The sequence below is a fragment of the Azospirillum sp. B21 genome (genome assembly GCF_008364825.1).
Taxonomy (GTDB): Bacteria; Pseudomonadota; Alphaproteobacteria; order Azospirillales; family Azospirillaceae; genus Azospirillum.
On record NZ_VTTO01000005.1, the window covers coordinates 336,011 to 359,726 of the forward strand.

20 protein-coding genes are annotated in these 23,716 nt (G+C 68.0%); 9 read left to right on the forward strand and 11 right to left on the reverse strand.

Annotation, left to right across the window (positions count from 1 at the left end):
- Window positions 1–38 precede the first annotated feature (38 nt).
- The 4 genes from FZ983_RS14955 to FZ983_RS14970 all read right to left on the reverse strand — a co-directional run bounded on the left by FZ983_RS14955 (window position 39) and on the right by FZ983_RS14970 (window position 3,761).
- Window positions 39–530 carry a BLUF domain-containing protein gene (locus tag FZ983_RS14955; RefSeq protein ID WP_149224303.1) on the reverse strand — a complete coding sequence of 164 codons (492 nt, stop codon included), beginning with the start codon at window positions 528–530 and terminating at the stop codon, window positions 39–41.
- Between the two features lie 175 nt (window positions 531–705).
- On the reverse strand, window positions 706–2,460 hold the full coding sequence (locus FZ983_RS14960; protein ID WP_149224304.1) for a thiamine pyrophosphate-dependent enzyme: 1,755 nt from the start codon (window positions 2,458–2,460) through the stop codon (window positions 706–708).
- Between the two features lie 85 nt (window positions 2,461–2,545).
- Window positions 2,546–3,256 (reverse strand): extensin family protein, encoded by a 711-nt coding sequence (locus tag FZ983_RS14965; protein WP_149224305.1) that lies wholly within the window; start codon window positions 3,254–3,256, stop codon window positions 2,546–2,548.
- Window positions 3,257–3,266: 10 nt separating this feature from the next.
- Entirely contained in the window at window positions 3,267–3,761 is a 495-nt protein-coding gene (locus FZ983_RS14970; protein ID WP_149224306.1) for a GFA family protein, read from the reverse strand.
- Between the two features lie 265 nt (window positions 3,762–4,026).
- Here FZ983_RS14970 and FZ983_RS14975 point away from each other — a divergent pair, with 265 nt between their 5' ends.
- The 3 genes from FZ983_RS14975 to FZ983_RS14985 are packed head-to-tail and all read left to right on the forward strand — an operon-like array spanning window position 4,027 to window position 7,792.
- Window positions 4,027–4,506, forward strand: a complete 480-nt coding sequence (locus tag FZ983_RS14975; RefSeq protein WP_211102913.1) for a (2Fe-2S)-binding protein — start codon at window positions 4,027–4,029, stop codon at window positions 4,504–4,506.
- Window positions 4,503–5,525: a xanthine dehydrogenase family protein subunit M gene (locus tag FZ983_RS14980; protein WP_149224308.1), complete on the forward strand. Its 1,023-nt coding sequence runs from the start codon at window positions 4,503–4,505 to the stop codon at window positions 5,523–5,525. The genes FZ983_RS14975 and FZ983_RS14980 overlap by 4 nt, the downstream gene beginning before the upstream one ends.
- Window positions 5,522–7,792 carry a xanthine dehydrogenase family protein molybdopterin-binding subunit gene (locus tag FZ983_RS14985; RefSeq protein ID WP_188092336.1) on the forward strand — a complete coding sequence of 757 codons (2,271 nt, stop codon included), beginning with the start codon at window positions 5,522–5,524 and terminating at the stop codon, window positions 7,790–7,792. The genes FZ983_RS14980 and FZ983_RS14985 overlap by 4 nt, the downstream gene beginning before the upstream one ends.
- A gap of 371 nt (window positions 7,793–8,163) precedes the next feature.
- Here FZ983_RS14985 and FZ983_RS14995 read toward each other — a convergent pair whose 3' ends face one another.
- Entirely contained in the window at window positions 8,164–9,102 is a 939-nt protein-coding gene (locus FZ983_RS14995) for a response regulator transcription factor (RefSeq protein WP_149224309.1), read from the reverse strand.
- Window positions 9,099–12,560, reverse strand: a complete 3,462-nt coding sequence (locus FZ983_RS15000; RefSeq protein ID WP_149224310.1) for an ATP-binding protein — start codon at window positions 12,558–12,560, stop codon at window positions 9,099–9,101. The genes FZ983_RS14995 and FZ983_RS15000 overlap by 4 nt, the downstream gene beginning before the upstream one ends.
- 149 nt (window positions 12,561–12,709) lie before the next feature.
- On the opposite strand from FZ983_RS15000, the gene FZ983_RS15005 reads away from it, so the two are divergent.
- Window positions 12,710–13,084: a DUF1636 domain-containing protein gene (locus tag FZ983_RS15005; RefSeq protein ID WP_149224311.1), complete on the forward strand. Its 375-nt coding sequence runs from the start codon at window positions 12,710–12,712 to the stop codon at window positions 13,082–13,084.
- A gap of 128 nt (window positions 13,085–13,212) precedes the next feature.
- Window positions 13,213–13,470 carry a hypothetical protein gene (locus FZ983_RS15010; RefSeq protein WP_149224312.1) on the forward strand — a complete coding sequence of 86 codons (258 nt, stop codon included), beginning with the start codon at window positions 13,213–13,215 and terminating at the stop codon, window positions 13,468–13,470.
- 230 nt (window positions 13,471–13,700) lie between these two features.
- On the opposite strand, the gene FZ983_RS15020 is transcribed toward FZ983_RS15010, so the two are convergent.
- Complete coding sequence (locus FZ983_RS15020) at window positions 13,701–14,789, reverse strand: hemolysin family protein (RefSeq protein ID WP_282186999.1); 1,089 nt, start codon at window positions 14,787–14,789, stop codon at window positions 13,701–13,703.
- On the opposite strand from FZ983_RS15020, the gene FZ983_RS15025 reads away from it, so the two are divergent.
- Window positions 14,742–14,999 carry a hypothetical protein gene (locus FZ983_RS15025; RefSeq protein ID WP_149224312.1) on the forward strand — a complete coding sequence of 86 codons (258 nt, stop codon included), beginning with the start codon at window positions 14,742–14,744 and terminating at the stop codon, window positions 14,997–14,999. The genes FZ983_RS15020 and FZ983_RS15025 overlap by 48 nt on opposite strands.
- 230 nt (window positions 15,000–15,229) lie before the next feature.
- On the opposite strand, the gene FZ983_RS15035 is transcribed toward FZ983_RS15025, so the two are convergent.
- The 3 genes from FZ983_RS15035 to FZ983_RS15045 all read right to left on the reverse strand — a co-directional run bounded on the left by FZ983_RS15035 (window position 15,230) and on the right by FZ983_RS15045 (window position 17,882).
- Window positions 15,230–16,534 carry a hemolysin family protein gene (locus FZ983_RS15035; protein ID WP_149224313.1) on the reverse strand — a complete coding sequence of 435 codons (1,305 nt, stop codon included), beginning with the start codon at window positions 16,532–16,534 and terminating at the stop codon, window positions 15,230–15,232.
- Between the two features lie 25 nt (window positions 16,535–16,559).
- Complete coding sequence (locus tag FZ983_RS15040) at window positions 16,560–17,279, reverse strand: exopolysaccharide biosynthesis protein (RefSeq protein ID WP_247883764.1); 720 nt, start codon at window positions 17,277–17,279, stop codon at window positions 16,560–16,562.
- Window positions 17,280–17,447: 168 nt separating this feature from the next.
- Window positions 17,448–17,882 carry a response regulator gene (locus tag FZ983_RS15045; protein ID WP_149224314.1) on the reverse strand — a complete coding sequence of 145 codons (435 nt, stop codon included), beginning with the start codon at window positions 17,880–17,882 and terminating at the stop codon, window positions 17,448–17,450.
- Between the two features lie 201 nt (window positions 17,883–18,083).
- On the opposite strand from FZ983_RS15045, the gene FZ983_RS15050 reads away from it, so the two are divergent.
- Entirely contained in the window at window positions 18,084–20,210 is a 2,127-nt protein-coding gene (locus FZ983_RS15050) for an ATP-binding protein (protein WP_149224315.1), read from the forward strand.
- A gap of 56 nt (window positions 20,211–20,266) precedes the next feature.
- On the forward strand, window positions 20,267–20,875 hold the full coding sequence (locus FZ983_RS15055; RefSeq protein ID WP_149224316.1) for a transcriptional regulator: 609 nt from the start codon (window positions 20,267–20,269) through the stop codon (window positions 20,873–20,875).
- 31 nt (window positions 20,876–20,906) lie between these two features.
- Here the strand turns inward: FZ983_RS15055 and FZ983_RS15060 are convergent, their stop codons facing one another.
- Entirely contained in the window at window positions 20,907–21,410 is a 504-nt protein-coding gene (locus FZ983_RS15060; RefSeq protein ID WP_149224317.1) for a helix-turn-helix transcriptional regulator, read from the reverse strand.
- Window positions 21,411–22,017: 607 nt separating this feature from the next.
- Between FZ983_RS15060 and fliF the strand changes: the two genes are divergently transcribed.
- The gene (fliF, locus tag FZ983_RS15065; protein ID WP_149224318.1) at window positions 22,018–23,679 is read left to right on the forward strand and encodes a flagellar basal-body MS-ring/collar protein FliF; all 1,662 of its coding nucleotides are present in this window, start codon (window positions 22,018–22,020) and stop codon (window positions 23,677–23,679) included.
- The last annotated feature ends 37 nt before the right edge of the window (window positions 23,680–23,716 follow it).

Below are 23,716 nucleotides of genomic sequence, written 5' to 3' on the forward strand. Positions count from 1 at the left end.
CCCCGTCAAGCGGTCAATTGTTTGAGAGACTTGTGTGTTCAGACACCGACCGGCTGCCGGACCGGTCGGGACAGCCCCATCACGAAGTCGCCGATCACCGGGTCCGCCCCCGCGACCTTGCCGGCGAAGGCATAGGCGCGGCACAGCACGGCGAGCGCGGTTTCCGGATCGCAACTCCTGCGCCGGAACGCCTGGGCGTCGCGCAGGAGGGCGAATTCGTCGTCCCAGAAATCCGGGTCGTCCAACGGTCCGAAGTTCATCGCCCAGAACCCGAAGGAACGCTCCGGCCGCTCCCAGCGGCCGAGCATGGCGAGGTTGCGGTGTCGCGTGTCGCTGGAGATGCGGGCGAACAAGGTACCGACGGCATCCGCCTCCCCCTCCAGCACCTGAAGGAAGGTGCCTTCATGCTCGATCAGGAATCCGGTGACGCCCAGACGCCGGTTGTTTAAAGAACTTCGTACACAGATGTCCGCCAATGCCGAGAAGGGCAGCAAAGCGACGGCATCGCTGCGATAGAGAAGAGTGAGCATCGGTTTCCTCCACCTCTTGCCCCACCTCACGGCAATAATGATAAGGAAACCGACAATCAGTAACCCTTTCTTTCGTCGATGCGGTGTCGCACCCGGCGGACATATCCGGGATGGCAGTGAGGCGGATTGCCGCCCACCACCAAGCCCAACTTGACAATGCCAAGTTGATTTGTCCTCAGATTATTTCTCGCGCGCGGTCCTTGAACACCGTGGCGGCGATCTTCAGCGCGTCGGGGGTGCCGCGGGCCAGCGCCTCGGCGAAATGGGCAGCCTGCTTGGCCTTCACCTTGGGCGGCATCGGCGGCTCGTTGCCGTCCACCAGGCAGTCGACCACCACCGGGCCGGGATGGGCCAGCGCGGCGTCCAGGATGGCGCCGCAATCCTTGGGATCGCGGATGGTGAAGCCCTTGCCGCCGCAGGCCTCCGCCACCTTGGCGAAGTCGATGGGATGCAGATCGCAGACATATTCGGGGTTGCCCAGCATCGCCATCTGCTCCCACTTGATCTGGCCGAGCGAGCTGTTGTTGTTGATGATGACCTTGACCGGCAGATTGTACTTCACCGCCGTCACGAAATCGGCCATCAGCATCGAGAATCCGCCGTCGCCGACATAGGCGATCACCTGCCGGTCCGGATAGGCGATCTGCGCGGCGATGGCATAGGGCAGCCCCGGCGCCATGGTGGCGAGGTTGCCGGACAGCGAATGCATCTGCCCGCGCTTCACCGGGATCTGCCGCGCCCACCATGTGGCGATGGTGCCGCTGTCGCAGGCGACAATGGCGGTGTCGGTCAGCCGCTTCCCCAGTTCCCAAGCCGCCACCTGCGGCTTCATCGGCATGTCCTGGCGGGTGCCGCGTTCCTCCATCAGGCGCATCCACTCCGCCTTGCCGGCCTGCGCCTGCTGCAGGAAGCTGCGATCCTCGTGCGGCTGCACCCGCTCGGTCAGGATGTCCAGCGCCAGCCGGCAGTCGCCGACCAGCCCGGCCTCCACCGGGTAACGCAGACCGATGCGGGCGGCGTCGATGTCGATCTGAATGCCGCGGGCCTGATCCGGCTTCGGGTAGTATTCAATGTAAGGGAAGGTGGAGCCGGCGATCAGCAGCGTGTCGCAGGTCTCCAGCGCGGTCTGCGAAGGTTCGGTGCCCAGCAGCCCGACCGACCCGGTGGTGTAGGGGCTGTCGTCCGGCACCGCCGCCTTGCCGAGCAGAGCCTTGACGATCACTGCTCCGGTCTTTTCCGCCAGCCGTTCCAACTGGTCCGTGGCCTTGAGCGCACCCTGCCCGGCCAGGATGACGATGCGCTTGCCGGCGTCCATGATCTCCACCGCCCGGCGCATCTCCGCCTCCGACGGGACCGGCAGTTCGGGAGCGAACAGGGCGGTGTTGTGGCCCTTGACGTTGCGCGGCGCCCGCATGTCGTCGCCCGCGGCTTGGTCCTGCAGGTCGACCGGGATGGTGATGTGGGCGACGCCGCGATGGGCCAGCGCGGTGCGGCAGGCCAGCGTCGCGATGTTGCGGACATGGGCGGCGCCCATGATGCGCTGGTTGAAGACCGACACGTCCTGGAAGACCTTGTCCAGTTCCACGTCCTGCTGGGTGTGGGTGCCGACGAGATCGTGATACTGCAGCCCGGTGATCGCCAGCACCGGCTGGTGATCCAGCTTGGCGTCGTAGAGGCCGTTCAGCAGATGCAGCCCGCCGGGGCCGGAGGTGGCGAGGCAGACGCCCAGCTTGCCGGTGAACTTGGCATAGCCGCAGGCGGCGAAGGCGGCGGCTTCCTCGTGGCGGACCTGAATGAAGCGGATCTCGTCCTTGCGCTGGCGCAGCGCCTCCACCACGCCGTTGATACCGTCGCCGGGAATGCCGAAGATGGTGTCCACCCCCCAATCCACCAGGACGTCCACCAGGATGTCGGCTGCCGTGCGTGCCATGGATCCTCTCCCTTGCCGGGTCGTGTCGCGTCGTCTTGAGCCCAGCAACAGGAGGCCCATGGGGCGGTTCCCTCGGCCTCTCCCCTCAACGGCAGGTGCTGAAGGCGCCCATGTCCAAGTGGAAGTGGTTGCGGTGCGCCTCGTTGTAGTCAGGCCCCAGCACCACGTCGAAGAAGCGGCAGGCCCCGTCGCGCACGTCGCGCAGGAAGGCGGCCTTGCGGTCGTCGCCGGTCTTCTTCCAGTCGTTCAGAATGCCGATCCGCGTGCCGTCGGCCAGCACGAAGCCGCCGAGGTCGATGGCGTTGGCGCTGGCATGCTCGCTGCGCCGCCCCTCCGCCCGGCCATAGACATTGCGGCAGGCGTAGGTGCCGAGATGCTCCACCCGCGCCACCGTCTGGCCGAAATGCTTCCGCGCCGCCGGTTGCAGGGCGTGCGCCTCGAACAGGGTCCAGGCGGCGGCCAGACCGCAGGTGGCGAGAAAGCCGCTGCTGAAGGTGAGGTCCGTGCGCGACACCCGCACAACCCCCTGCAAGGCGCAATTCTCCCCGGAATCACGGTCGGGCACAGGAGTGAAGCGCAGCTCCGTGCTGCCCAGCGCCGCCCGGCACTGCTCCGGATCGCGCTCCAGCCGCGACAGCTTGAAACCGGTGAGCCAGTCCGGCTCCGCCCGCAGGTCGAGCGGAGCCCAGGGATCGTAACGCGGCGGCACGGCGATCAGCCTGCCCCACACGCCGGCCGCCGCCCCGGCCAGCGCCAGCAGGACCAGCAGCGCCAGCCATCGCAGCAGCCTTGCCATTATGCGTCGCCTAGCGGTCCAGCAAGCCGTGGCGCCGGTGCCAGTCCTCCAGCGATTCCTCCGGGTATCGGGCGAAATGCACGTCGTTCGGGCCGCTCGGCACCTCCACCCAGGGCGCCTTGAAGTCCAGCATGATGTGCACCCGCTCCGGCGGGGTTGGCAGCGGCGTGTCGATGGCCGAGGCGAAGGGATGGACCAGTTCCGGCCAGGCCGGATCCTCCGCCCACAGCGCGGTGCCGCAATGCTTGCAGAAATGCCGGTGCGACGGGCCGGGATGGGTATGACCCGGATGGTCGGGGTCGTCGATGGGCGCGCGCCACATCTCCACCGCCTCGCGCCCCTCGACCTCCAGCGTGTCGGCATCGCCGCCCAGGTTGATGGCGTATCCGCCGCCGCCGGCACTTTTGCGGCAGATCGTGCAGTAGCAATGCATGTAGGGCACCGGCGTCGGCGAGTTCAGCGTGAAGCGGACGGCGCCGCAGCGGCAGGAACCGGAAAGCTTCATGGCAGGGGTCTCCGCGATGGGGTTGGCGCCGGCAGCGGACGCCGCACCACGCACCAGATGGGACCCCGATCGCCGTTTGCCACCATCCCCACTGAGGGAACGCAGCGGAAGGGCGGCTGTTACCCCCGCAAGCCAAGACGCGCCGCTGCACCACCGCGGCCGGCGGCGCAACCCCCTGCCAGCAGTCGGAGCGGTCATGTCCCAGCCAACAGGTCCAGCGTCCCGGGGCCATGCCCAAACGCAGCCGGCGCCTCCGCCGGAAGCGTTGGAAGTCACCCTCACCCTGAACGGCAGCCGCAGGACGTTGCATGTCGCCCCCTGGACCAGCCTGCTCGACGCGCTGCGCCTGCATCTCGACCTGACCGGCACCAAGAAGGGCTGCGACCACGGGCAGTGCGGTGCCTGCACCGTGCTGGTCGACGGGCGGCGGATCAACTCCTGCCTGACGCTGGCGGTGATGATGGAGGGGCGGACCGTCACGACAATCGAAGGGCTGGCCAGCGGCGACACGCTCCACCCGCTGCAGGAGGCCTTCGTCGAACATGACGCCTTCCAATGCGGCTACTGCACGCCGGGCCAGATCTGCTCCGCCGTCGGCATGCTGGAGGAGGGCCATGCAAAGACCGACGACGACATCCGCGAGCTGATGAGCGGCAATCTGTGCCGCTGCGGCGCCTACCCCAACATCGTCGCGGCGATCCGGCAGGTGATGGATGGGCAATCCAAGGATGGAGGCAAGCCATGAGAGCCTTCTCCTACGACCGACCCGACAACGTCGATGCGGCGCTGCGCGGCGTGGCGGGACAGCCGGGCACGACGACCGAGGCGGCGGTGAAGTTCGTCGCCGGCGGCACCAACCTGCTGGACCTGATGAAAGCCGACGTGATGCGGCCGGAGCGATTGGTCGATATCTCGCGCCTCGGCCTCGACCGGATCGAGGAGATCGGTGACTCCGGGGGGGACGGCGGGCTGCGGCTCGGTGCGCTCGCCCGCAACGCCGACACCGCTTATGACGAGCGGGTGCAGACGCGCTATCCGATGCTGTCCAAGGCGATCCTGGCGGGAGCGTCGGCGCAGCTGCGCAACATGGCGACCAACGGCGGCAACCTGCTGCAGCGGACGCGCTGCTATTACTTCTACGACACCGGCACCCCCTGCAACAAACGGGAGCCGGGCACCGGCTGCGGCGCGCTGACCGGCGTCAACCGCATCCACGCCATCCTGGGCGCCAGCGACCACTGCATCGCCGTCCATCCGTCGGACATGTGCGTCGCGCTGGCGGCGCTGGAGGCGGTGGTGCGCGTCAGCGGCCCGAAGGGCGAGCGGATCATCCCCTTCGCCGACTTCCACCGCCTACCCGGCGACACCCCGCACATCGACAGCACACTGGCGGCCGACGAGCTGATCACCGCCATCGACCTGCCGGCGGAGGGCTTCGCCAAACACTCCACCTATCTGAAGGTGCGCGACCGCGCCTCCTACGCCTTCGCGCTGGTGTCGGTGGCGGCGGCGCTGGAGATGGACGGGCAGACGATCCGCACCGCGCGGCTGGCTCTCGGCGGCGTCGCCCACAAGCCCTGGCGCGACCCGGCGGCCGAAGCCGAGCTAGCCGGCAAGCCGGCCTCGCTGGAGACATTCGCCGAGGCGGCGCGCGTGCTGCTGCACGACGCCAAGGGCCAGTCCCACAACGCCTTCAAGATCGGACTTGCCGAGCGCGCCATCGTCCGGGCGCTGGCCGAAGCCGCCGGAGTGGAGCACCCATGATCGCCAAACCCAGCATCCCCGATCCTCTGGACAATCCCGGCGCCCAGATCGGCAAGCCCGTCAGCCGCGTCGACGGCCGGCTGAAGGTGACCGGCGGCGCCAAATACGCGGCCGAGTTCAACACGCCCGGCCTCGCTCACGGCTACATCCTGTCGAGCGCCATCGCCCGCGGGCGCATCCTGAGCATGGATATCTCAAAGGCACTGGCTCTGCCCGGCGTTTTCCAGGTCTTCACCCACGAGAACCGGCCGAGCCTGCCCTGGTTCGACCGCAAGTGGAAGGACGACGATGCGCCCAAGGGCTCGCCCTTCCGCCCGCTGTACGACGCAACGATCCACCATGCGCTCCAGCCCATCGCGCTGGTGGTGGCGGAAAGCTTCGAGCTGGCACGCTACGCCGCCCGTTTGATCCATGTCGTTTATGAGGCCGACGAACACCAGACCGACCTGCATGCGGCGCAGGCCCAGGCCTTCACCCCCGGCAAGGACAAGGGCGGGTTCCAGCCGCCGCCGAAACCGCGCGGCGATGCCGACCGGGCGTTGGCCGAGGCGGAGGTCAGCATCGACCTGCACTTCACCCAGGCGGTCGAGCACCACAACCCGATGGAGATGCACGCCTCCACCGTCATCCACCACAATGACGGCACCCTGACCGTTCATGACAAGACCCAGGGGCCGCTGAACACCCAGACCTATGTCTGCAACGTCTTCAACCTGTCCAAGGACGCGGTGCGGGTGATCTCGCCCTTCGTCGGCGGCGCCTTCGGCTCGGGCCTGCGACCGCAGCACCAGCTGTTCATGGCGGTGCTGGCGGCGACCACGCTGAAGCGTTCGGTGCGGGTGGAGCTGTCGCGGCCGCAGATGTTCAGCTTCGGCCACCGGCCCGAAGCCCTGCAGCGCGTGGCGCTGGGCGCCCGCAAGGACGGAACGCTGACCGCCATGATCCACGAGGCGGTGCAGGAGACCTCGCAGAGCGAGAACTATGTTGAGGTCGTCGTCAACTGGTCGGGCCAGCAGTACAGGTGCGACAATGTCCGGCTGGACTACAAGCTGGCGCGGATGGACACCCACACCCCGCTCGACCAGCGCGCCCCCGGTGCGGCGACCGGCGTCCCGGCGCTGGAGATCGCCATGGACGAGCTGGCGGCCAAGCTGGGCATGGACCCGCTGGAATTGCGGCTGAAGAACTACACCGAGGTCGATCCCAACACGGACAAGCCCTTCTCCAGCAAGGAACTGCGCGCCTGCTTCACGCAGGGAGCGGAGCGCTTCGGCTGGCACAAGCGCAACCATACTCCCCGTTCCATGCGGGAGGGGCGGCAGCTGATCGGCTGGGGTATGGCGTCCGGCGTGTGGGATGCGATGCAGGGGCAGGCGGCGGCATCGGCCCGGCTCGGCATCGACGGCACTCTGACGGTCGGCAGCGCCACTGCCGACATCGGCCCCGGCACCTACACGGCGATGACCCAGATCGCCGCAGACATCCTGGGCCTGCCCATCGACAGGGTGTCGTTCCAGCTGGGCGACAGCAACCTGCCGATGGCGCCGCTGCAGGGCGGATCCTGGACGGTGTCGTCGGTCGGCTCGGCGGTGAAGGCCGTCTGCGACCGGCTGCGCGACAAGCTCGCCGGCTTGGCGGTGGGGCTGAACGACGGGCCGCTGAAGGGGCTGAAGGCCGACGATCTGGTCTTCACCGATGGCTTCCTGATCGCCAAGGCCGATCCGTCCTGGCGCATGTCGATCACCGAGGTGATGCGCGCCAACGATCTGCTGGTGCTGGAGGACGAGGCGCGCTCCATCCCCTATTACAAGTCGCAGATGCAGCATGCGCTCGGCACCCACTCCGCCATCTTCGCGGAGGTGCGGGTGGACGAGGATCTGGGCACCGTGCAGGTGACGCGGGTGGTCAGCGCGGTCGCCGCCGGCCGCATCATCAATCCGAAGACGGCGCGCAGCCAGGTGCTGGGTGCCGTGGTGTGGGGCATCGGCATGGCCCTGGAGGAGGAGTCGATGACCGACCAGCGGCTCGGCCGCTTCATGAACCACGACTTTGCCGAGTATCACATCCCGGTGAACGCCGACGTCCACGACATCGACGTCATCTTTGTCGAGGAGCATGACGACATCGTCAACCCGCTGGGCGCCAAGGGCGTCGGCGAGATCGGCATCGTCGGCGTCCCCGCCGCCATCGCCAACGCCATTTTCCACGCCACCGGCAAGCGCCTCTGCGACCTGCCGATCACGGTGGACAAAGTACTGGGGGCGTAGAGAGCATAAATCTCCCTCTCCCCCCCGGGGAGAGGGTCGGGGTGAGGGGGATGCACATGGGTGGATTCTCGGTGAAGGGCCGCCACGCTTCCCCCTCACCCTAACCCTCTCCCCGGAGGGCTACGGCATTCACACATCTCGCCTCTGCGAAATAGCGGCAACCACCGGTGGAGAAAATCCCTTCTCCCCTTGCGGGAGAAGGGTTGGGATGAGGGGTGCGACCGGCTGAAAGCCGGTGGAAATCAGATTTGCGCCCCTCACCCCAACCCCTCTCCCGCAAGGGGAGAGAGGCTTTTCTCAATTCCAAGCTGCAAACCTTCCTGCAAGCGCGAGATGTGTGAATTCCGTAGCCGGGGGGAGAGGGGATCCGCTCATCCCCGTGCCGCCAGGGTGCGGATCGCCAGAGCTGCGGCGGAGGCGCGGTTCTCGACGCCCAGCTTGGCGAAGACCTGTTCCAGATGCTTGTTCACCGTGCGCGGGCTGATGCCCAGGATCTCGCCGATGTCGCGGTTGGGCTTGCCGTTGGCGATCCACAGCAGGACCTCCGCCTCGCGCACGGTCAGGCCCAGCGCGTCGCGCAGGATCGCCTCCTGGCGGCCGGCGGCCGGTTCGCTGAGGCGGAACAGGTATTCGTCCGGGTTGGCCGGGCTGAGATAGGTGAATTCCAGCCGGCGCACGCCCTCGCCGTCCGGCAGGTCGAGCGCGAAGCTCTCCGCCGCGGCGCCGAGGCCGGAGCCGGCCGCCTGCCTCAGACGGACCAGACCGGCGGCCAGCGTGGCCGCCAAAGCCGGGCGCACGCCGTCCGCACCGGGCAGCAGCCCGCCCAGCAGACGTTCCGCCTGGGGGGTGCACCACAGCAGCCTCCCCTCCCCGTCCGTCGCCAGCAGGAAGCGGCCGGTGGCGTCCAGCGCGGCGCGGGCGCCGTAGGCGACGCGGGCGTTGGTCAGGTGGACGCGGATGCGGGCGATCAGCTCGTCCACCACGATGGGCTTGGTGACGTAATCGACGCCGCCGGCCTCCAGCCCCTTCACCACATGCTCGGTGTCGCTGAGGCCGGTCATGAAGATCACGGGAAGGTGCGACAAATGGGGGATCTGCTTCAGCCGGCGGCAGGTTTCGAAACCGTCCAACCCCGGCATGACGGCATCCATCAGGATCAGGTCCGGCGTGATCTGGCCGACCAGATCCAGCGCGCTTTCGCCGTCCACGGCGACCAGCACGGTCAGGTCGGCCTGTTCGATGGCCTCCGTCAGGAATCCCAGCGTGTCGGGGGTGTCGTCCACCACCAGGATCATGTCGCGGCGCTTCATCCTGTCACGGCCCCGTCCACTGCCTCTCCCCTCGCTCCCTTGCCGTCGCCTTCGGCGGCCTCTTCCACCGCACGCATATAGCCCTTCAGGTCGAAGGCGCGCACCAGGGTCCGCAGCCGTTCGACGAAGGGCGTTGCGGCCGCGTCCTCCGCCTCGATCTCGCGCAGCTTGGCCTCAATCCCGCGAATGTACCCGATCCGGCCCAGCTGGCGCAGGTCGTCGAGATGACGCAGCGCCGAGTCCGGCGGGCGGGCGGGGGCCGCCGCGACGACGGGAGCGGGGGACGCCTCTGCAGGCTTGACCGCCACCGGCGCCGGCGCAAGCGGTTCCGGCGGCTTTTCCGCGGCATGGATCCATTCCAGCCCGGTCAGCGCCTGGATGCGGTCGAGCAGGGCGTGAATCTCGATGGGTTTGGCGACGAAGGCGTCGTGCGGCGCCCGGCCGTCTCCCGGCCCCTGCGCCTCGTAGGCGTTGGCGGACACCATGACGATGCGGATGCGGTCGGCGAACTGCCGGCGCAGCCCATCCGCCACGTCCCAACCGCTCTCTCCCGGCATGGAGATGTCGAGCATGGCGAGGTCCGGCTTGCACTGCGCCGCCAGCTCCAGGCAGGACGCGGCGTCCGACGCGGTGAACAGCACGAACCCCAGCGGGCGCAGGATGTCGGTCATCAGCGCCAGATGGTCGCGGTCGTCGTCGGCCAGCAGAATGGTGATCTGCGGCCCGGCATAGCCGGTGATGGAACGCCGCTCCGCCTGCTCGCCCGGCCGGTGCATGGCTTCCGACAGCAGCAGGCGGACGGTGAAGACGCTGCCCTGCCCCAGTGTGCTGCGCAGGGCGATGTCGCCGCCCATGATCCGGGTCAGCACCCGCGTGATGGTGAGGCCGAGGCCGGTGCCGGCCACCGCCCGCACCGCCGCGCCGCGCCCGCGCTCGAACGGTTCGAAGACGCGGTCGAGGTCCTCCTCCCGAATGCCGATGCCGCTGTCGGCGATCTCGAACTCGGCGATCTGGCTGCGGTAGCGGACATTCAGCGCGACATGGCCGGTCTCGGTGTATTTCACCGCATTCGACAGCAGGTTGATCAGGATCTGGCGCAGGATCTTGCTGTCGGTGTGGACCCAGACCGGCAGGTGCGGCACGCGGGCATAGCGGAACTCAAGTCCCTTGGCCGAGGCCTGGATGCGGAACATGTCGGCCAGCTGGTCGAGGAAGTCGATCAGCTGCACCTTGTCGCGGCTGAGCCGGCGCAGGCCCGATTCGATCTTCGAGATGTCCAGCAGCCCGTCGATCAGGTTCGACAGATGCTCCGCACTGCGGCGGATGACGCGGACGGCGTCCTGCGGGCGCTGGGTGCTGTTGCTCTCCAGAAGCTGGGCATAGCCGGAGATCGCGTTCAGCGGTGCGCGGATCTCGTGGCTGACACCGATGATGTAGCGGCTCTTGGCGGCGTTGGCGGCCTCCGCCACCTCCTTGGCCTTCTGCAAGGCGGCATCGGTGCGCTCGTGGGCGGCGATCTCGTCCATCAGCATGGCGGTCTGGCGGGCGGTTTCCTCCTCCGCCTTGCGGCGGCTCTCATGGGCAAGGACCAGCAGCCAGGCGGCGACGCCGGACAGGATGAACAGGCAGACGAAGACCGTGAACAGCGCGGTGTGGATCGCCGCCCGCTCCGCCGCGTCGGCATTGGCGTACTGGAAGTCGATGACCACCAGCACCCCGCCCAGCACCAGCGAGAACAGCGTCATCACCCCGATGAAATGGCCGGTGCGGGTGTGGACCCCGGCCGCCATCCGCTTGGGCAGCATCCGCTGCAGGCTGTGGGCGATCTGGTCGGCGAAGCGGCTGTCGGTCTTGCACAGGTCGTGGCAGCGCGCCTCCAGCGTGCAGCAGAGCGAGCAGATCGGCGCGTCATAGGCCGGGCAAAAGGCCATGTCCGGCCGCTCGAAGTGGTTCTCGCAGATCGAGCAGCGGACGGTCGCGCCATCGCCGGGCAGAGGGTCGGACTTGCGGGCGATGTAATAGCGGCCCTTGGTCTTCCAGGCGATCAGCGGGGCGGCGGCGAAGGCGACCACCAGCCCGATGAAGGGGGCCAGCGCCTGCGCCACCGGCCCCAGCAGCCCGAAGAAGGCGGTGGTGGAACACAGCACCGACAAGCCCATCGCCCCGGTGCCGACCGGATTGATGTCGTAGAGATGGGCGCGCTTGAACTCGATCCCCGGCGGGCTGAAGCGGAGAGGTTTGTTGATGGCTAGATCGGCGGCGACCGCACCCAGCCAGCCCACCGCGACGTTGGCGTAGAGGCCGAGGATGCTCTCGATCACGCCGAGAATGCCGATCTCCATCAGCAGCAGGGCGAGCAGCACGTTGAACACCAGCCAGACGACGCGGCCGGGGTGGCTGCGGGTCAGGCGGGAAAAGAAGTTCGACCAGGCGATGGAGCCGGCATAGGCGTTGGTGACGTTGATCTTCATCTGGCAGACCACGACGAAGATGCCGGTCAGCGCCAGCGCCACGGCGGGCGACCCGAACACGTCGAGGAAGGCCATGTGGTACATGCTGTTGGGCTGCACCGCGTCCGCCGGCTGCATGCCGTGCTTCAGCGCGAGGAAGGCCAGCAGCGAGCCCGCCGCCAGCTTCAGGCTGCCGATCAGCACCCAGCCCGGCCCGCCGGCCAGCATCGCCGCCCACCAGCGCAAGCGCCCGATGCGGGCCTGGGAGGGCAGGAAGCGCAGATAGTCCACCTGTTCGCCGATCTGCGGCAGCAGCGACAGCAGAACCGAGGCCGCCATGCCGAAGGGCAGCAGCGACAGCCCGCCCTCCGGCGCATAGACGCCCGGCAGCGATGTCCATTGCGCCAGTGTCTCGCGGTCGAGCAGGAAGAAATAGGCCAGCGGCACGCATTGCAGCAGGATCCACACCGGCTGCGTCGCCCATTGCATGCGGCTGATGAAGCGGATGCCGTAGACGGCGATGGGGATCACCGCCAGCGAGCTGATGACGTGGGCGACCGAGGCTGGGATGCCCAGCACCATGGTCAGCCCGGCCGACATGATGCTGGCCTCGATGGAGAACAGGATGAAGGTGAAGGAGGCGTAGACCAGCGAGGTGATGGTCGAGCCGAGATAGCCGAAGCCGGCCCCGCGGGCCAGCAGGTCGATGTCCACCCCGGCCTTGGCCGCGTGATAGGTGATGGGCAGGCCGACCAGGATGCTGAGCACGGCCACCGCCAGGATGGCGGCCATGGCGTTCTCGAAGCCGTAGGTCAGCGTCACCGCCGCGCCGATCGCCTCACAGGCCAGAAAGGAGATGGCGCCCAGCGCCGTGTTGGCGACGCGCCAGGCGGTCCAGCGCCGCGCCCGCTCCGCCGTGTAGCGGAGCGCATAGTCCTCCATGGTCTGATCGGCGGCGAGCTGGTTGTACTGCCGGCGTTCACGGACGATCCGTTGCCTCGCGCTCATGCCCGTCCGCCGTTCCATCCCTTGGAGTCCGCCCGACCGCATCGTCGGGAGTTTGGCGATGCTTGGCAAGCCGCAAGCGCGTTGACAGCGTCCGAACCGGCCTCTAGCTGTCGGTCCGCAAGAACCGGAAATTTCCAGAAAGCCCAAGCATGACCGTCGAGCTTGTCGTCTGCGAAACCTGCCGCCGTCCGGAAGACCCGCCCGACGCCGTCCGTCCGGGGACGGAGCTGGTGGCGCTGATGGAGCGGGCGCTGGCAGACGCCCCCGATCTGGCCGCCCAGGTGCGGCTGCGGCCGATGCGCTGCCTGATGAGTTGCAAGCGCCCTTGCGCCGTCGCGGTGCGCTCGGCCCGGCGGATGAGCTATGTGCTGGGCGACTTCGCCCCGGACGAAGTGACGGCGGAAACGCTGACCGCCTATCTGCGTGCCTATGCGGCGACCGCGGATGGGATCGTTCCGTTCAAGCAATGGCCCCAGGGCGTTAAAGGTCGTTTCGTTTCCCGCCTGCCGCCGCTGGAAGAGTGACGGCAGGCAGACGGTACTTAGGTACTTTCCACTACTTCCGAAGGACGTGTTTGACAGACCAAGGCCGCGCCCCAATTATTGTTAGTCATACCATCCAATCTCCCCCCGCGAGCAAGGAGGAGCGCCCGATGAAGGTCGACCCCGAGGTCCTGAACTGCGCCACCGGTCTGTTGCACATGGCGCGCGAGGCGGAACGCTCCAACGGTTGGGAGGCCGGCGACCTGCTGCGGACCACCCTGCGCCTGCTGGTGGTTGCCGGCGCCGACGGGCATGGTTGGAGCGCGGACGACCTGACCGAAGAGGTGCGCGACTTGGTGCAGGCGGTGCGAATGACGAACGGGGACGAGGGCGCGCGGTTCTGCGGCGGGGGGACGGCGGTGCATTGAGGGGGGTTGGGCGGGGGCATCCATTCCTGCGGCGTTAAACCCCCACCCTACCCCTCCCCCGCTGGGCGGGGGAGGGAACAAGCGCTTGAGGGGGAGGGTGGCGGCAGTCCCTCCCCCGCCCAACTCTCGCACAAAGCAGAGCTTTGTGCTGACGCGGCAGGCGGACCATAGGTCCGCTGAGAGCGGGCGAGGGTAGGTGGGAGTCTGGCGTCGCAAAACGCCGACCCCCCTCACCCCTCCGAAATCTCCGGGTTCAGCTGGATCAGCACCTTGTCGATGCGGCGGCCGTCCATGTCGACGACCTCGAAACGGATGCCGTTCCAGAACAGATGCTCCGCCGCGGTCGGAATATGGCCGAAATGATCGAGGAGGAAGCCGGCGATGGTGTGGAAATCGCCCTCCCCCTTCATGTTCTTGACGCCGACTAGAGCCTCGACCTCCTCCACCGGGGTCATGCCGTCGACCAGCCAGCTGCCGTCCTCGCGCTGGATGGCGGCGGCCTCGCCCTCGTGGGTGCTGTCGGGCAGTTCGCCGGCGATGGCCTCCAGGATGTCGGTCATGGTGACCAAACCCTCGACGCTGCCATATTCGTCCACCACGATCGCCATGTGGACGCTGGCCTGCTTGAACAGGTCGAGAAGGCGGAAGACCGGCGTGCCGTCATGGACGACCAGCGGCTGGACCATTGCCGCCTTCAGGTCGAAGGCGATGCCGTTCAGCGACTGGTCGAGCAGGGCCTTGGCGGCCACCACGCCCTGCAACTCGTCCACATCGCCGCGGCAGACCGGGAAGCGGGAATAGCCGCTATCGCAGATCTCGCGGCCGACCATTTCCGGCGTGTCGTCGATGTCCAGCCAGATCAGGTCGGGGCGCGGGGTCATGATCGAGCGCACCGTCCGGTCTGACAGGTGCATCACGCCCTCGATCATCTGGCGTTCGGCCGGCTCGAAGACACCGCTCTGGGTGCCTTCGGCGATGAGGGTCTTGACCTCCTCCTCCGTCACCGTCTGCTCGCGCGAGGTCGGCAGGCGCAGAAGCTTCAACACCGCGTCGCTCGACACGCCCAGCAGCCAAACCACCGGGGCGGACACGCGCGCGATCGTCCGCATCGGCGCGGCCACCAGGGCGGCGATGCGCTCCGCCGAGATCAGCGCCACGCGCTTGGGCACCAGTTCGCCGATGATCAGCGAGAAATAGGTGATGGCGGCGACCACCAGCGCGAAGGCGACGGTGTGGCCGTATCTCCCCCCGCGAGCAAGGAGGAGCGCCCGATGAAGGTCGACCCCGAGGTCCTGAACTGCGCCACCGGTCTGTTGCACATGGCGCGCGAGGCGGAACGCTCCAACGGTTGGGAGGCCGGCGACCTGCTGCGGACCACCCTGCGCCTGCTGGTGGTTGCCGGCGCCGACGGGCATGGTTGGAGCGCGGACGACCTGACCGAAGAGGTGCGCGACTTGGTGCAGGCGGTGCGAATGACGAACGGGGACGAGGGCGCGCGGTTCTGCGGCGGGGGGACGGCGGTGCATTGAGGGGGGTTGGGCGGGGGCATCCATTCCTGCGGCGTTAAACCCCCACCCTACCCCTCCCCCGCTGGGCGGGGGAGGGAACAAGCGCTTGAGGGGGAGGGTGGCGGCAGTCCCTCCCCCGCCCAACTCTCGCACAAAGCAGAGCTTTGTGCTGACGCGGCAGGCGGACCATAGGTCCGCTGAGAGCGGGCGAGGGTAGGTGGGAGTCTGGCGTCGCAAAACGCCGACCCCCCTCACCCCTCCGAAATCTCCGGGTTCAGCTGGATCAGCACCTTGTCGATGCGGCGGCCGTCCATGTCGACGACCTCGAAACGGATGCCGTTCCAGAACAGATGCTCCGCCGCGGTCGGAATATGGCCGAAATGATCGAGGAGGAAGCCGGCGATGGTGTGGAAATCGCCCTCCCCCTTCATGTTCTTGACGCCGACTAGAGCCTCGACCTCCTCCACCGGGGTCATGCCGTCGACCAGCCAGCTGCCGTCCTCGCGCTGGATGGCGGCGGCCTCGCCCTCGTGGGTGCTGTCGGGCAGTTCGCCGGCGATGGCCTCCAGGATGTCGGTCATGGTGACCAAACCCTCGACGCTGCCATATTCGTCCACCACGATCGCCATGTGGACGCTGGCCTGCTTGAACAGGTCGAGAAGGCGGAAGACCGGCGTGCCGTCATGGACGACCAGCGGCTGGACCATTGCCGCCTTCAGGTCGAAGGCGATGCCGTTCAGCGACTGGTCGAGCAGGGCCTTGGCGGCCACCACGCCCTGCAACTCGTCCACATCGCCGCGGCAGACCGGGAAGCGGGAATAGCCGCTATCGCAGATCTCGCGGCCGACCATTTCCGGCGTGTCGTCGATGTCCAGCCAGATCAGGTCGGGGCGCGGGGTCATGATCGAGCGCACCGTCCGGTCTGACAGGTGCATCACGCCCTCGATCATCTGGCGTTCGGCCGGCTCGAAGACACCGCTCTGGGTGCCTTCGGCGATGAGGGTCTTGACCTCCTCCTCCGTCACCGTCTGCTCGCGCGAGGTCGGCAGGCGCAGAAGCTTCAACACCGCGTCGCTCGACACGCCCAGCAGCCAAACCACCGGGGCGGACACGCGCGCGATCGTCCGCATCGGCGCGGCCACCAGGGCGGCGATGCGCTCCGCCGAGATCAGCGCCACGCGCTTGGGCACCAGTTCGCCGATGATCAGCGAGAAATAGGTGATGGCGGCGACCACCAGCGCGAAGGCGACGGTGTGGCCGTAGGGCGCGATCCACTCGACCCGCTCGTTCAGGACGCCGCCCAGCCGTTCGGCAAGGGTGGAGCCGCCATAGGCGCCGGCGATGATGCCGGTCAGGCTGATGCCGACCTGCACGGTCGACAGGAAGCGGCTCGGATCCTCCGACAGATCCAGTGCTGCGCGGGCGCCCGCGCCGCCTTTTTCCTCGGCCATCTGCTGAAGCCGGCCGCGGCGCGCCGACACCAGCGCCATCTCCGACATCGCGAAGAAGGCGTTGATGAGGATCAGCAGGACGATGACCAACAATTCCCAAATCATGGCGGTATGCCCAAAGGGCGCTCCCTCAACCGATCAATTGTTGCGCCACGGCGACCGCCGCCTGCCCGAGACCGAGCAGAACGGCGACGATGATGGCGATGGAAAGAAGGCCGGCGACGAGGCCGGCCGACACGAAAGCTCCGTCGGATTCCATCAGCCCCAGCGCGATCAGCGCGATGGCGAGGGCGGGGGGCTGGTTTCCGAAGACGATGGGAAGGGACAGGATGCCGGCGAGCACCATCACCGCCAGCCCCAGGAAGCGCTCGGCGGTGGGGCCGGCCAGCGCCGGCAGCCGGGCGCGCAGGCGACGCTCCAGCCGGTCGGCCCAGGGTTTGGCCCGGCGGATCACGCCCAGAAAGGCCTTGCGGTCGAAGGTGACCGCCAGCATGCGGCGCGGCAGCCAGGGGCCGTGACGGCCCACTGCCATCTGGGCGCCGATCAGGATCATCGGCACGCCGGTGGCGGTCGACAGGCCGGGCACCGGCAGGACATTGGGGATGGACAGGATCAGCAGCAGCGCGCCGAAGGCACGGTCGCCCAGCGCATCCATTACCTCGCCCAACGATATGCGGTCAGGCGAAACGGCGCCGGAAGAGGAGTGCGAGGCGCCGCCGGAGGCAACCTCGTCACCGCGGGCCAGAAAGTCGTCCAGCAGGTCGGAAACGCGCGCACAAGCCCGGTCCGCACCGGGGTGACGGGCGTCGTTCGACCTGGGGGACGACCCGGGAGGTCGGTCTTTGCTCACAGCTCTCCCCGATGCCGGAAACGGGATCGGAGCGGGCCGGGCGAAGGATGGCAGGAACCCATGGACCTTTCGCGTCGCGGCGGCATCGATCTCCCTTCTACAGGAAGGGCGGCCAAAGCGCCAGCGCGGGTTGGTCCGCGCAAAGGGCGGTCCTGCCAGACAAACGGCCTATTGCTTCTTCTGGATGGCGAAGCTCAGCCGCTTGGTCAGGTCGGCCTTCGACACCGGCTTCACCAGATAGCCTGAGATGCCGTAGGCAATGGCGCGCTTGACCACATCCGCCTCGCGATGGCCGGTGAGGACCAGGACCGGCAGGTCGGCCAGCGGGTTGCCTGTGGCCGTGCGCAGCGCGTGCAGCAGGTCCAGCCCGCCCATGCGCGGCATCTCCAAGTCGCAGATTGCCGCATCCACGTCCCCGCCGTTCTTGCGCAGGATGTCGAGAGCCTGGATGCCGTCCGCCGCCTCGAACACCGCCCGCACCTTGATGTCGTGAAGCAGGCGCGAGATCAGCTTTCGGGTAAAATCATCGTCCTCGACCAGCAGCACACCCAGATCGTGGATCGTCCGAATCTGACGAGTGCTGCCGCCTGCCTCCACCACCATGACGCTCTCCGCTTGGCCCGTTTGCCTCCGGCGCTCGTGCCGGCCGCCGTCGGTCACAGTTTTTGTAATGCACCGTTGCACAGTCGTTAACGGAATTGCGTTAGCGAAGGCAGGGCCGCACAAATCGCGCCGGGGGGAATGGCAATCGCCAGCGCGACGCCTTATCCTTGCGGCCGGAACCGGAGAAGGACCTTCCGCCCTGTGACCGCACCGCCCGCCAATCCCGCCCTGCCCATCGGCGCCTCGCCCGACGCGGCGATGCTCGCTGCCGTGGTGGAGGCCAGCGGCGCCGGGATCGTGGTGCACGACGCGACGCGTCCCGGCCAGCCGATCGTCTATTGCAATCGCGCCTTCCTGGAGATCGTCGGCTACCGGGCGGACGAGGTGATCGGCCGCGACGGCTCGTTCCTGCAGGGGCCGGACACCGATCCGGAGACCGCCGCGACGATCAGCACCGCCCTGGCGGAGGCGCGCCCGCTGTCGGTGGAGGTACTGAACCACCGCAAGGACGGTAGCACCTTCTGGAACGCGCTGACCCTGCGGCCGGTGCCGGGGCCGGATGGGGCGACACGTTGGATCGCCGCGTCCTGCGCCGACGTCACCCGCAGCCGCCGGTCGGAACAGGAACTGCGCGCCGCCGAGGAGCAGCTGACCCGGCTGGCGGCGGAGACCTTCGCGCTGGCCGAGAAGCTGGACAGCGCGCGGGAGGAGGCCGAAGCCGCACAGATGGCGGCGGAAAATGCCAGCCGCGCCAAGTCGCGCTTCCTGGCGATGATGAGCCACGAGCTGCGCACGCCGATGACCGCGGTGATCGGCATGGGCGACCTTCTGATGGGAAGCGGCCTGTCGGAACAGCAGAAATCCTTCGTGCGGACCCTCCGGTCGTCGGCGGACACGCTGATGACCATCCTGAACGACGTGCTCGACTTCTCCAAGATCGAGGCCGGGCAGCTGATGCTGGAGGAGATCGACTTCTCCCTGCCCCGGCTGGTCGACGACGTGGTCCAGCTTTTCCTGGTGCGCGCGGCGGCGAAGGGACTGACCCTGTCCGCCTCCATCGCCGACGATACGCCGCGCCACATCCGCGGCGACCCGACGCGGCTGCGGCAGGTGCTGTTCAACCTGGTGTCCAACGCCATCAAATTCACCGAACGCGGCGCCATCGAGATCGCGGTATGGTCGCCCGATCCGCCCATCGCGCCTGTGGATGGGAGCGCAACGGCCCCGGCCTCCCTGCCGGTCACGCTGCGGTTCGAGGTGCAGGACAGCGGCATCGGCATGACGGCGGAGCAGCGCGGACGGCTGTTCGACGCCTTCGTCCAGGCCGACGCCTCGACCAGCCGCAAATACGGCGGCACCGGGCTGGGGCTGGCGATCTGCAAGCGGCTGGTGGAGGCGATGGGCGGCGAGATCACCGTCGCCAGCGCGCCCGGCCGCGGTTCCACTTTCCGCTTCTCGATCAGGACGCGCATGGCGGAAGCCCAGCCGGTCAGCGATCTGGGCACCCGCGGCCTGCTGCCCACGTCGGCGGAGGAGCCGCAGCAGAGCCCCGTCGCCCTGCGGCTCCTGCTGGCCGAGGACAACGACATCAACCGCATGCTGATCACCGCCATGATGACCCGCATCGGCCACCGCATCGACGCGGTCAACGACGGGCGGGCGGTTCTGGACGCGGTCAAGGCGGCCGATTACGACGTGCTGATCCTGGACATGGAGATGCCGGTGCTGGACGGGCGGTCGACCGCGCGGGCGATCCGGCGGATGGACGGCCCGGTGGCGCGCATCCCCATCGTCGGCCTGTCCGCCGATGCCCTGCCGGAACACCGGGACGGCCATATGGCCGCCGGGCTCGATGCCTACCTGACCAAACCCATCGACTGGGAGCAGCTGAACGCCGTTCTGGTGGATCTGGCAACCCGGCCGGAGGACGGGCGCGTGGTGCCGATCCCCAGCCGCCCGGCACTGGAGGGCGGCCACTTCATGGCCTTGCCGCTGCTAGACCGGGTGAAGCTGGCGGAACTGCGGCTGGCGCTGGGCGGCGAGGCGCTGGACGGCATGATGCAGCTTCTGCCGGAGACGGCGTTGCGCGAACTGACGGCCATCCGCTCCGCCCTGCAGGCCGGACGCCCGAAGGAGCTGAAGCAGGCCGCCCACACCCTGTCCGGGCTGGCCGCCAATTTCGGCGCGCCGCGCATGGCCGCCATCGCCCGCGCCATCAACGACAACCCGGCCGACATCGACAGGGTCGCCGCCCTGCTCCCTCTGCTGGAGACCACCGTCGGCGCCACCAGCAGCCTGGTGCGGGAACCGGCGGGCAGTTACGATTGAGGGGCGTACGGACGGGCGGTTGAGCGGGGAACGGCCGATCTGCTAGAGATTCGGGGATGAAGAAAGCCACGCCGAAACGACGCAGCGGGTCTCCCCGCATCACCCATCCGGACCAGTTCGATCTGCTCGACGTGCCCGAGCCGACCGCGGTCATGATCACCTATTCGGGCCGCACGGTGGACCTGGAGCGGCCTGACTTCGGCCCGTTCGACATAGAGGACATCGCCCGCCCGCTGGCCTACCAGTGCCGCTTCGTCGGCAACACGCAAGCCTTCTTCAGCGTCGCCCAGCACTGCGTCCTGGCCAGCCGCCTGGCGCCGGAGGGTTATGCCTACGACGCGCTGATGCATGATTGCGAGGAGGCCTTCACCGGCGACTGGCCGACGCCGTGGAAGGTGCGGATCGGCCGCGACGCCATCCGGCAGGCAGTGGAACCGATCAAGAGCGCTCTCGCCGAACGCTTCGGCTTCCGTCACCCGGAGCCGAAGGCGGTCAAGCTGGCCGATCAGCGGGCACTCGCGACGGAGCTGCGCGACCTCTGCGCGCCGCACCGCGTCAACTGGCGCGACCTGCCGGCCCCGGACGAGGCCGCCATCGTGCCGCTCGGCCCGGAAGAGGCGTTGGCCGACTTCCTGGAGCATTACCGGCGCCTGCGGCCGGCCTGAGACCGTCAGGCGCCAAGGCCGGTGGCAGCGGTCAGGCGTGGCCGCCCTGCTCCGCCCGGCGGGCACGGCCGCGCTTGACGGCCGGCGCAGCGCTCGCCCCACCGCCGTCCGTCTGCTGCTCGGCGCAGCGCTCCGCCAGTTCGCGGATGGCGGCGCGGATCTGCGGGTCGCGGATGCTCTGGAAATAGCGGGCCAGCATCAGCGCCTCGCGCGATTGCAGGGTGTTCTCCTGCTCCTCGCCGCCCCCGGCCGTCGGCATCTCGCTGCCTTCGGCCGCCGGCTGGCGGTTCTCCAGCCCTTCGAAGAAGACGGAGACGGGGACGCGGAAGAACTGGCCCAGCTTGAACAGCCGGCTGGAGGACACGCGGTTGAAGCCGCGCTCGTACTTCTGCAACTGCTGGAAGGTCAGCCCGAGGGCGGAGGCGACGTCGCTCTGGCTGAGGCCGGCCAGCATGCGCAGCTCCCGCAGGCGCTGGCCGACGAACACATCGACCTCGTTCAGGCCTTCCTTCTTTTCGCGGCCACGCCGTTTCATGGCTCTCCCCCTTCGATCCTGTACAGGTCCCGGCCGCCGAACCGTGTCGACGCTCACCGGGACACCGGTTGGCCCGTCGAACCGGAACGCGTCGCAGGCGGCGTCGAAGCTGGAAAGACGTCGGCGGGCAAGACGAATCGGCCGGTTGCGGGCTCGGAATGCAACTCAGCTATGACCGGCACCTGCCGATGTCAACCGCCGCTCGGCCGGATACCTCTTTTGGACAGTAAAACTTTCGCGGGATTCGTACGACACCACTCGCGCATACACTCTTTTCGTGCAAGGACTGGTATCGCCCTACCCACGGTCGCGGCGGCGGTCCGGCACCGCTCAAGCTGAAAATCCGATGCGGCGCAAATCCACTGCGGCATTGTGACCCACGGTTGCCACGGGGTACCGTCGCAGGGCTGCAACATTTGTGGGGCACTAGGCATATTTTGCCGGGCGCCCGGCAAAAACTGCCGCCGATTAACCCTCTCTTCATCAAGACGCCGCAGCATGCCCCAACGTAGGCAAGCCCGGCGCGGAACTTGCAAAAACCGTTTTGCATCAGCGAAGCGGCCGATGCCAAGAGAATGCCGGGGAGACTTCCGATCGGGGACCGCGCGTGAACAACCTGCTGCAGACCTTGCGCAATCTCGGGCCCGCCCGCCTCGCGGCGATCGGCGGCGTCGGGCTGCTGCTGATCGGATTCTTCGTCTACCTGACGACCCGCCTGTCCACGCCTGAGATGGAGCTGCTCTACGCCGAACTCCAGCAGACGGAAGCGGCGGCGATCGCCAAGAAGCTGGAGGAGGCGAAGGTCCCCTTCACCGTCGACAAGACGGGCACCAAGATCATGGTCCCGGCCGATCAGGTCGGGCCGATGCGCATGCGCATGGCGGCGCAGGGCCTGCCGTCCGGCGGCTCGGTCGGCTACGAGCTGTTCGACAAGGGCGAAGGCTTCGGCGCCACCAGCTTCATGCAGAACATCAACCACCTGCGCGCGCTGGAGGGCGAGATGGCGCGCACGGTGCAGACCTTGAACGGCGTTCAGCAGGCCCGCGTGCATCTGGTGCTGCCCAAGCGCGAGCTGTTCGCCCGCCAGCAGAACCCGGCCACGGCCAGCGTTTTCCTGAAGCTGCGCCCCGGCGCCCAGCTGAGCCGCGAGAACATCCAGGCGATCCAGCAGCTGATCGCCGCCTCGGTCCCCAACCTGGACCCCAACCGCATCTCCATCGTCGACGACAAGGGCAAGCTGCTCGCCCGCGGCACCGGCAGCGACACCGCCGAGGCGATGATGGCGAGCGCGGAGGAGAAGAAGCAGGCCTATGAGGGTCGGCTCGCCCGCACCATCGAGGATCTGCTGGGCCGCACGCTCGGCTACGGCAAGGTCCGGGCGGAGGTGTCGGCCGACCTCGACTTCGACCGCATCACGACACAGTCGGAAATCTTCGATCCGGAAAGCCAGGTCGTCCGCTCCACCCAGACGGTGACCGAATCGAACGAGAGCAGCGACCGCGACCCGCTGGCCCCGGTCACGGTGGACCAGAACCTGCCCACATCGCAGGCCAGCAGCAGCGCCAGCCCGCTGTCGTCGAACAAGTCGAACCGCAACGAAGAGACGATCAACTACGAGATCACCAAGACCACCAAGTCGCATGTGCGCGAGGCCGGCACCGTCCGCCGCCTGTCGGTCGCCGTGCTGGTGGACGGCACCTACCAGACCTCCAAGGACGCTCCGCCGGCCTACCAGCCGCGCAGCGAGCAGGAGATCGAGAGCATCAAGGCGCTGGTTAGGTCCGCCGTCGGGCTGGACGCCGTGCGCGGCGACTCGCTGGAGGTGATCAACCTGCGCTTCTGGTCGCCCGAGGACGACATCCAGAAGCCGGAAGAGCTGTTCATGGGCATGACCAAGGACGACCTGTTCCGCATCGCGGAGATGGTGGTCCTGGGCATCGTCGCCGTCCTGATCATCCTGCTGGTCATCCGCCCGCTGATCTCCCGCGCCTTCGAGAAGGCGGAGATGCAGGAGGAGGACGAGATGGACCGCCTGCTGACCGATCAGGCCGGCATGCCGGCCGCGCTCGCCGCCCCCACCGGCGCGCTGGCCCAGGATCTGGCGCTGGAAGCGGCGCAGGCCGACGAGGAGCTGGAGCAGATGATCGACATCAACCGGGTGGAAGGCCGCGTCCGCGCGTCGTCCCTGCGCAAGGTCGGCGAGATCGTCGACAAGCACCCGGAAGAGGCGGTCTCGATCCTGCGCAACTGGCTGTACCAGGAGAGCTGAGCCATGCCGGCCTCCGTTTCCATACCGTCTTCTGAGG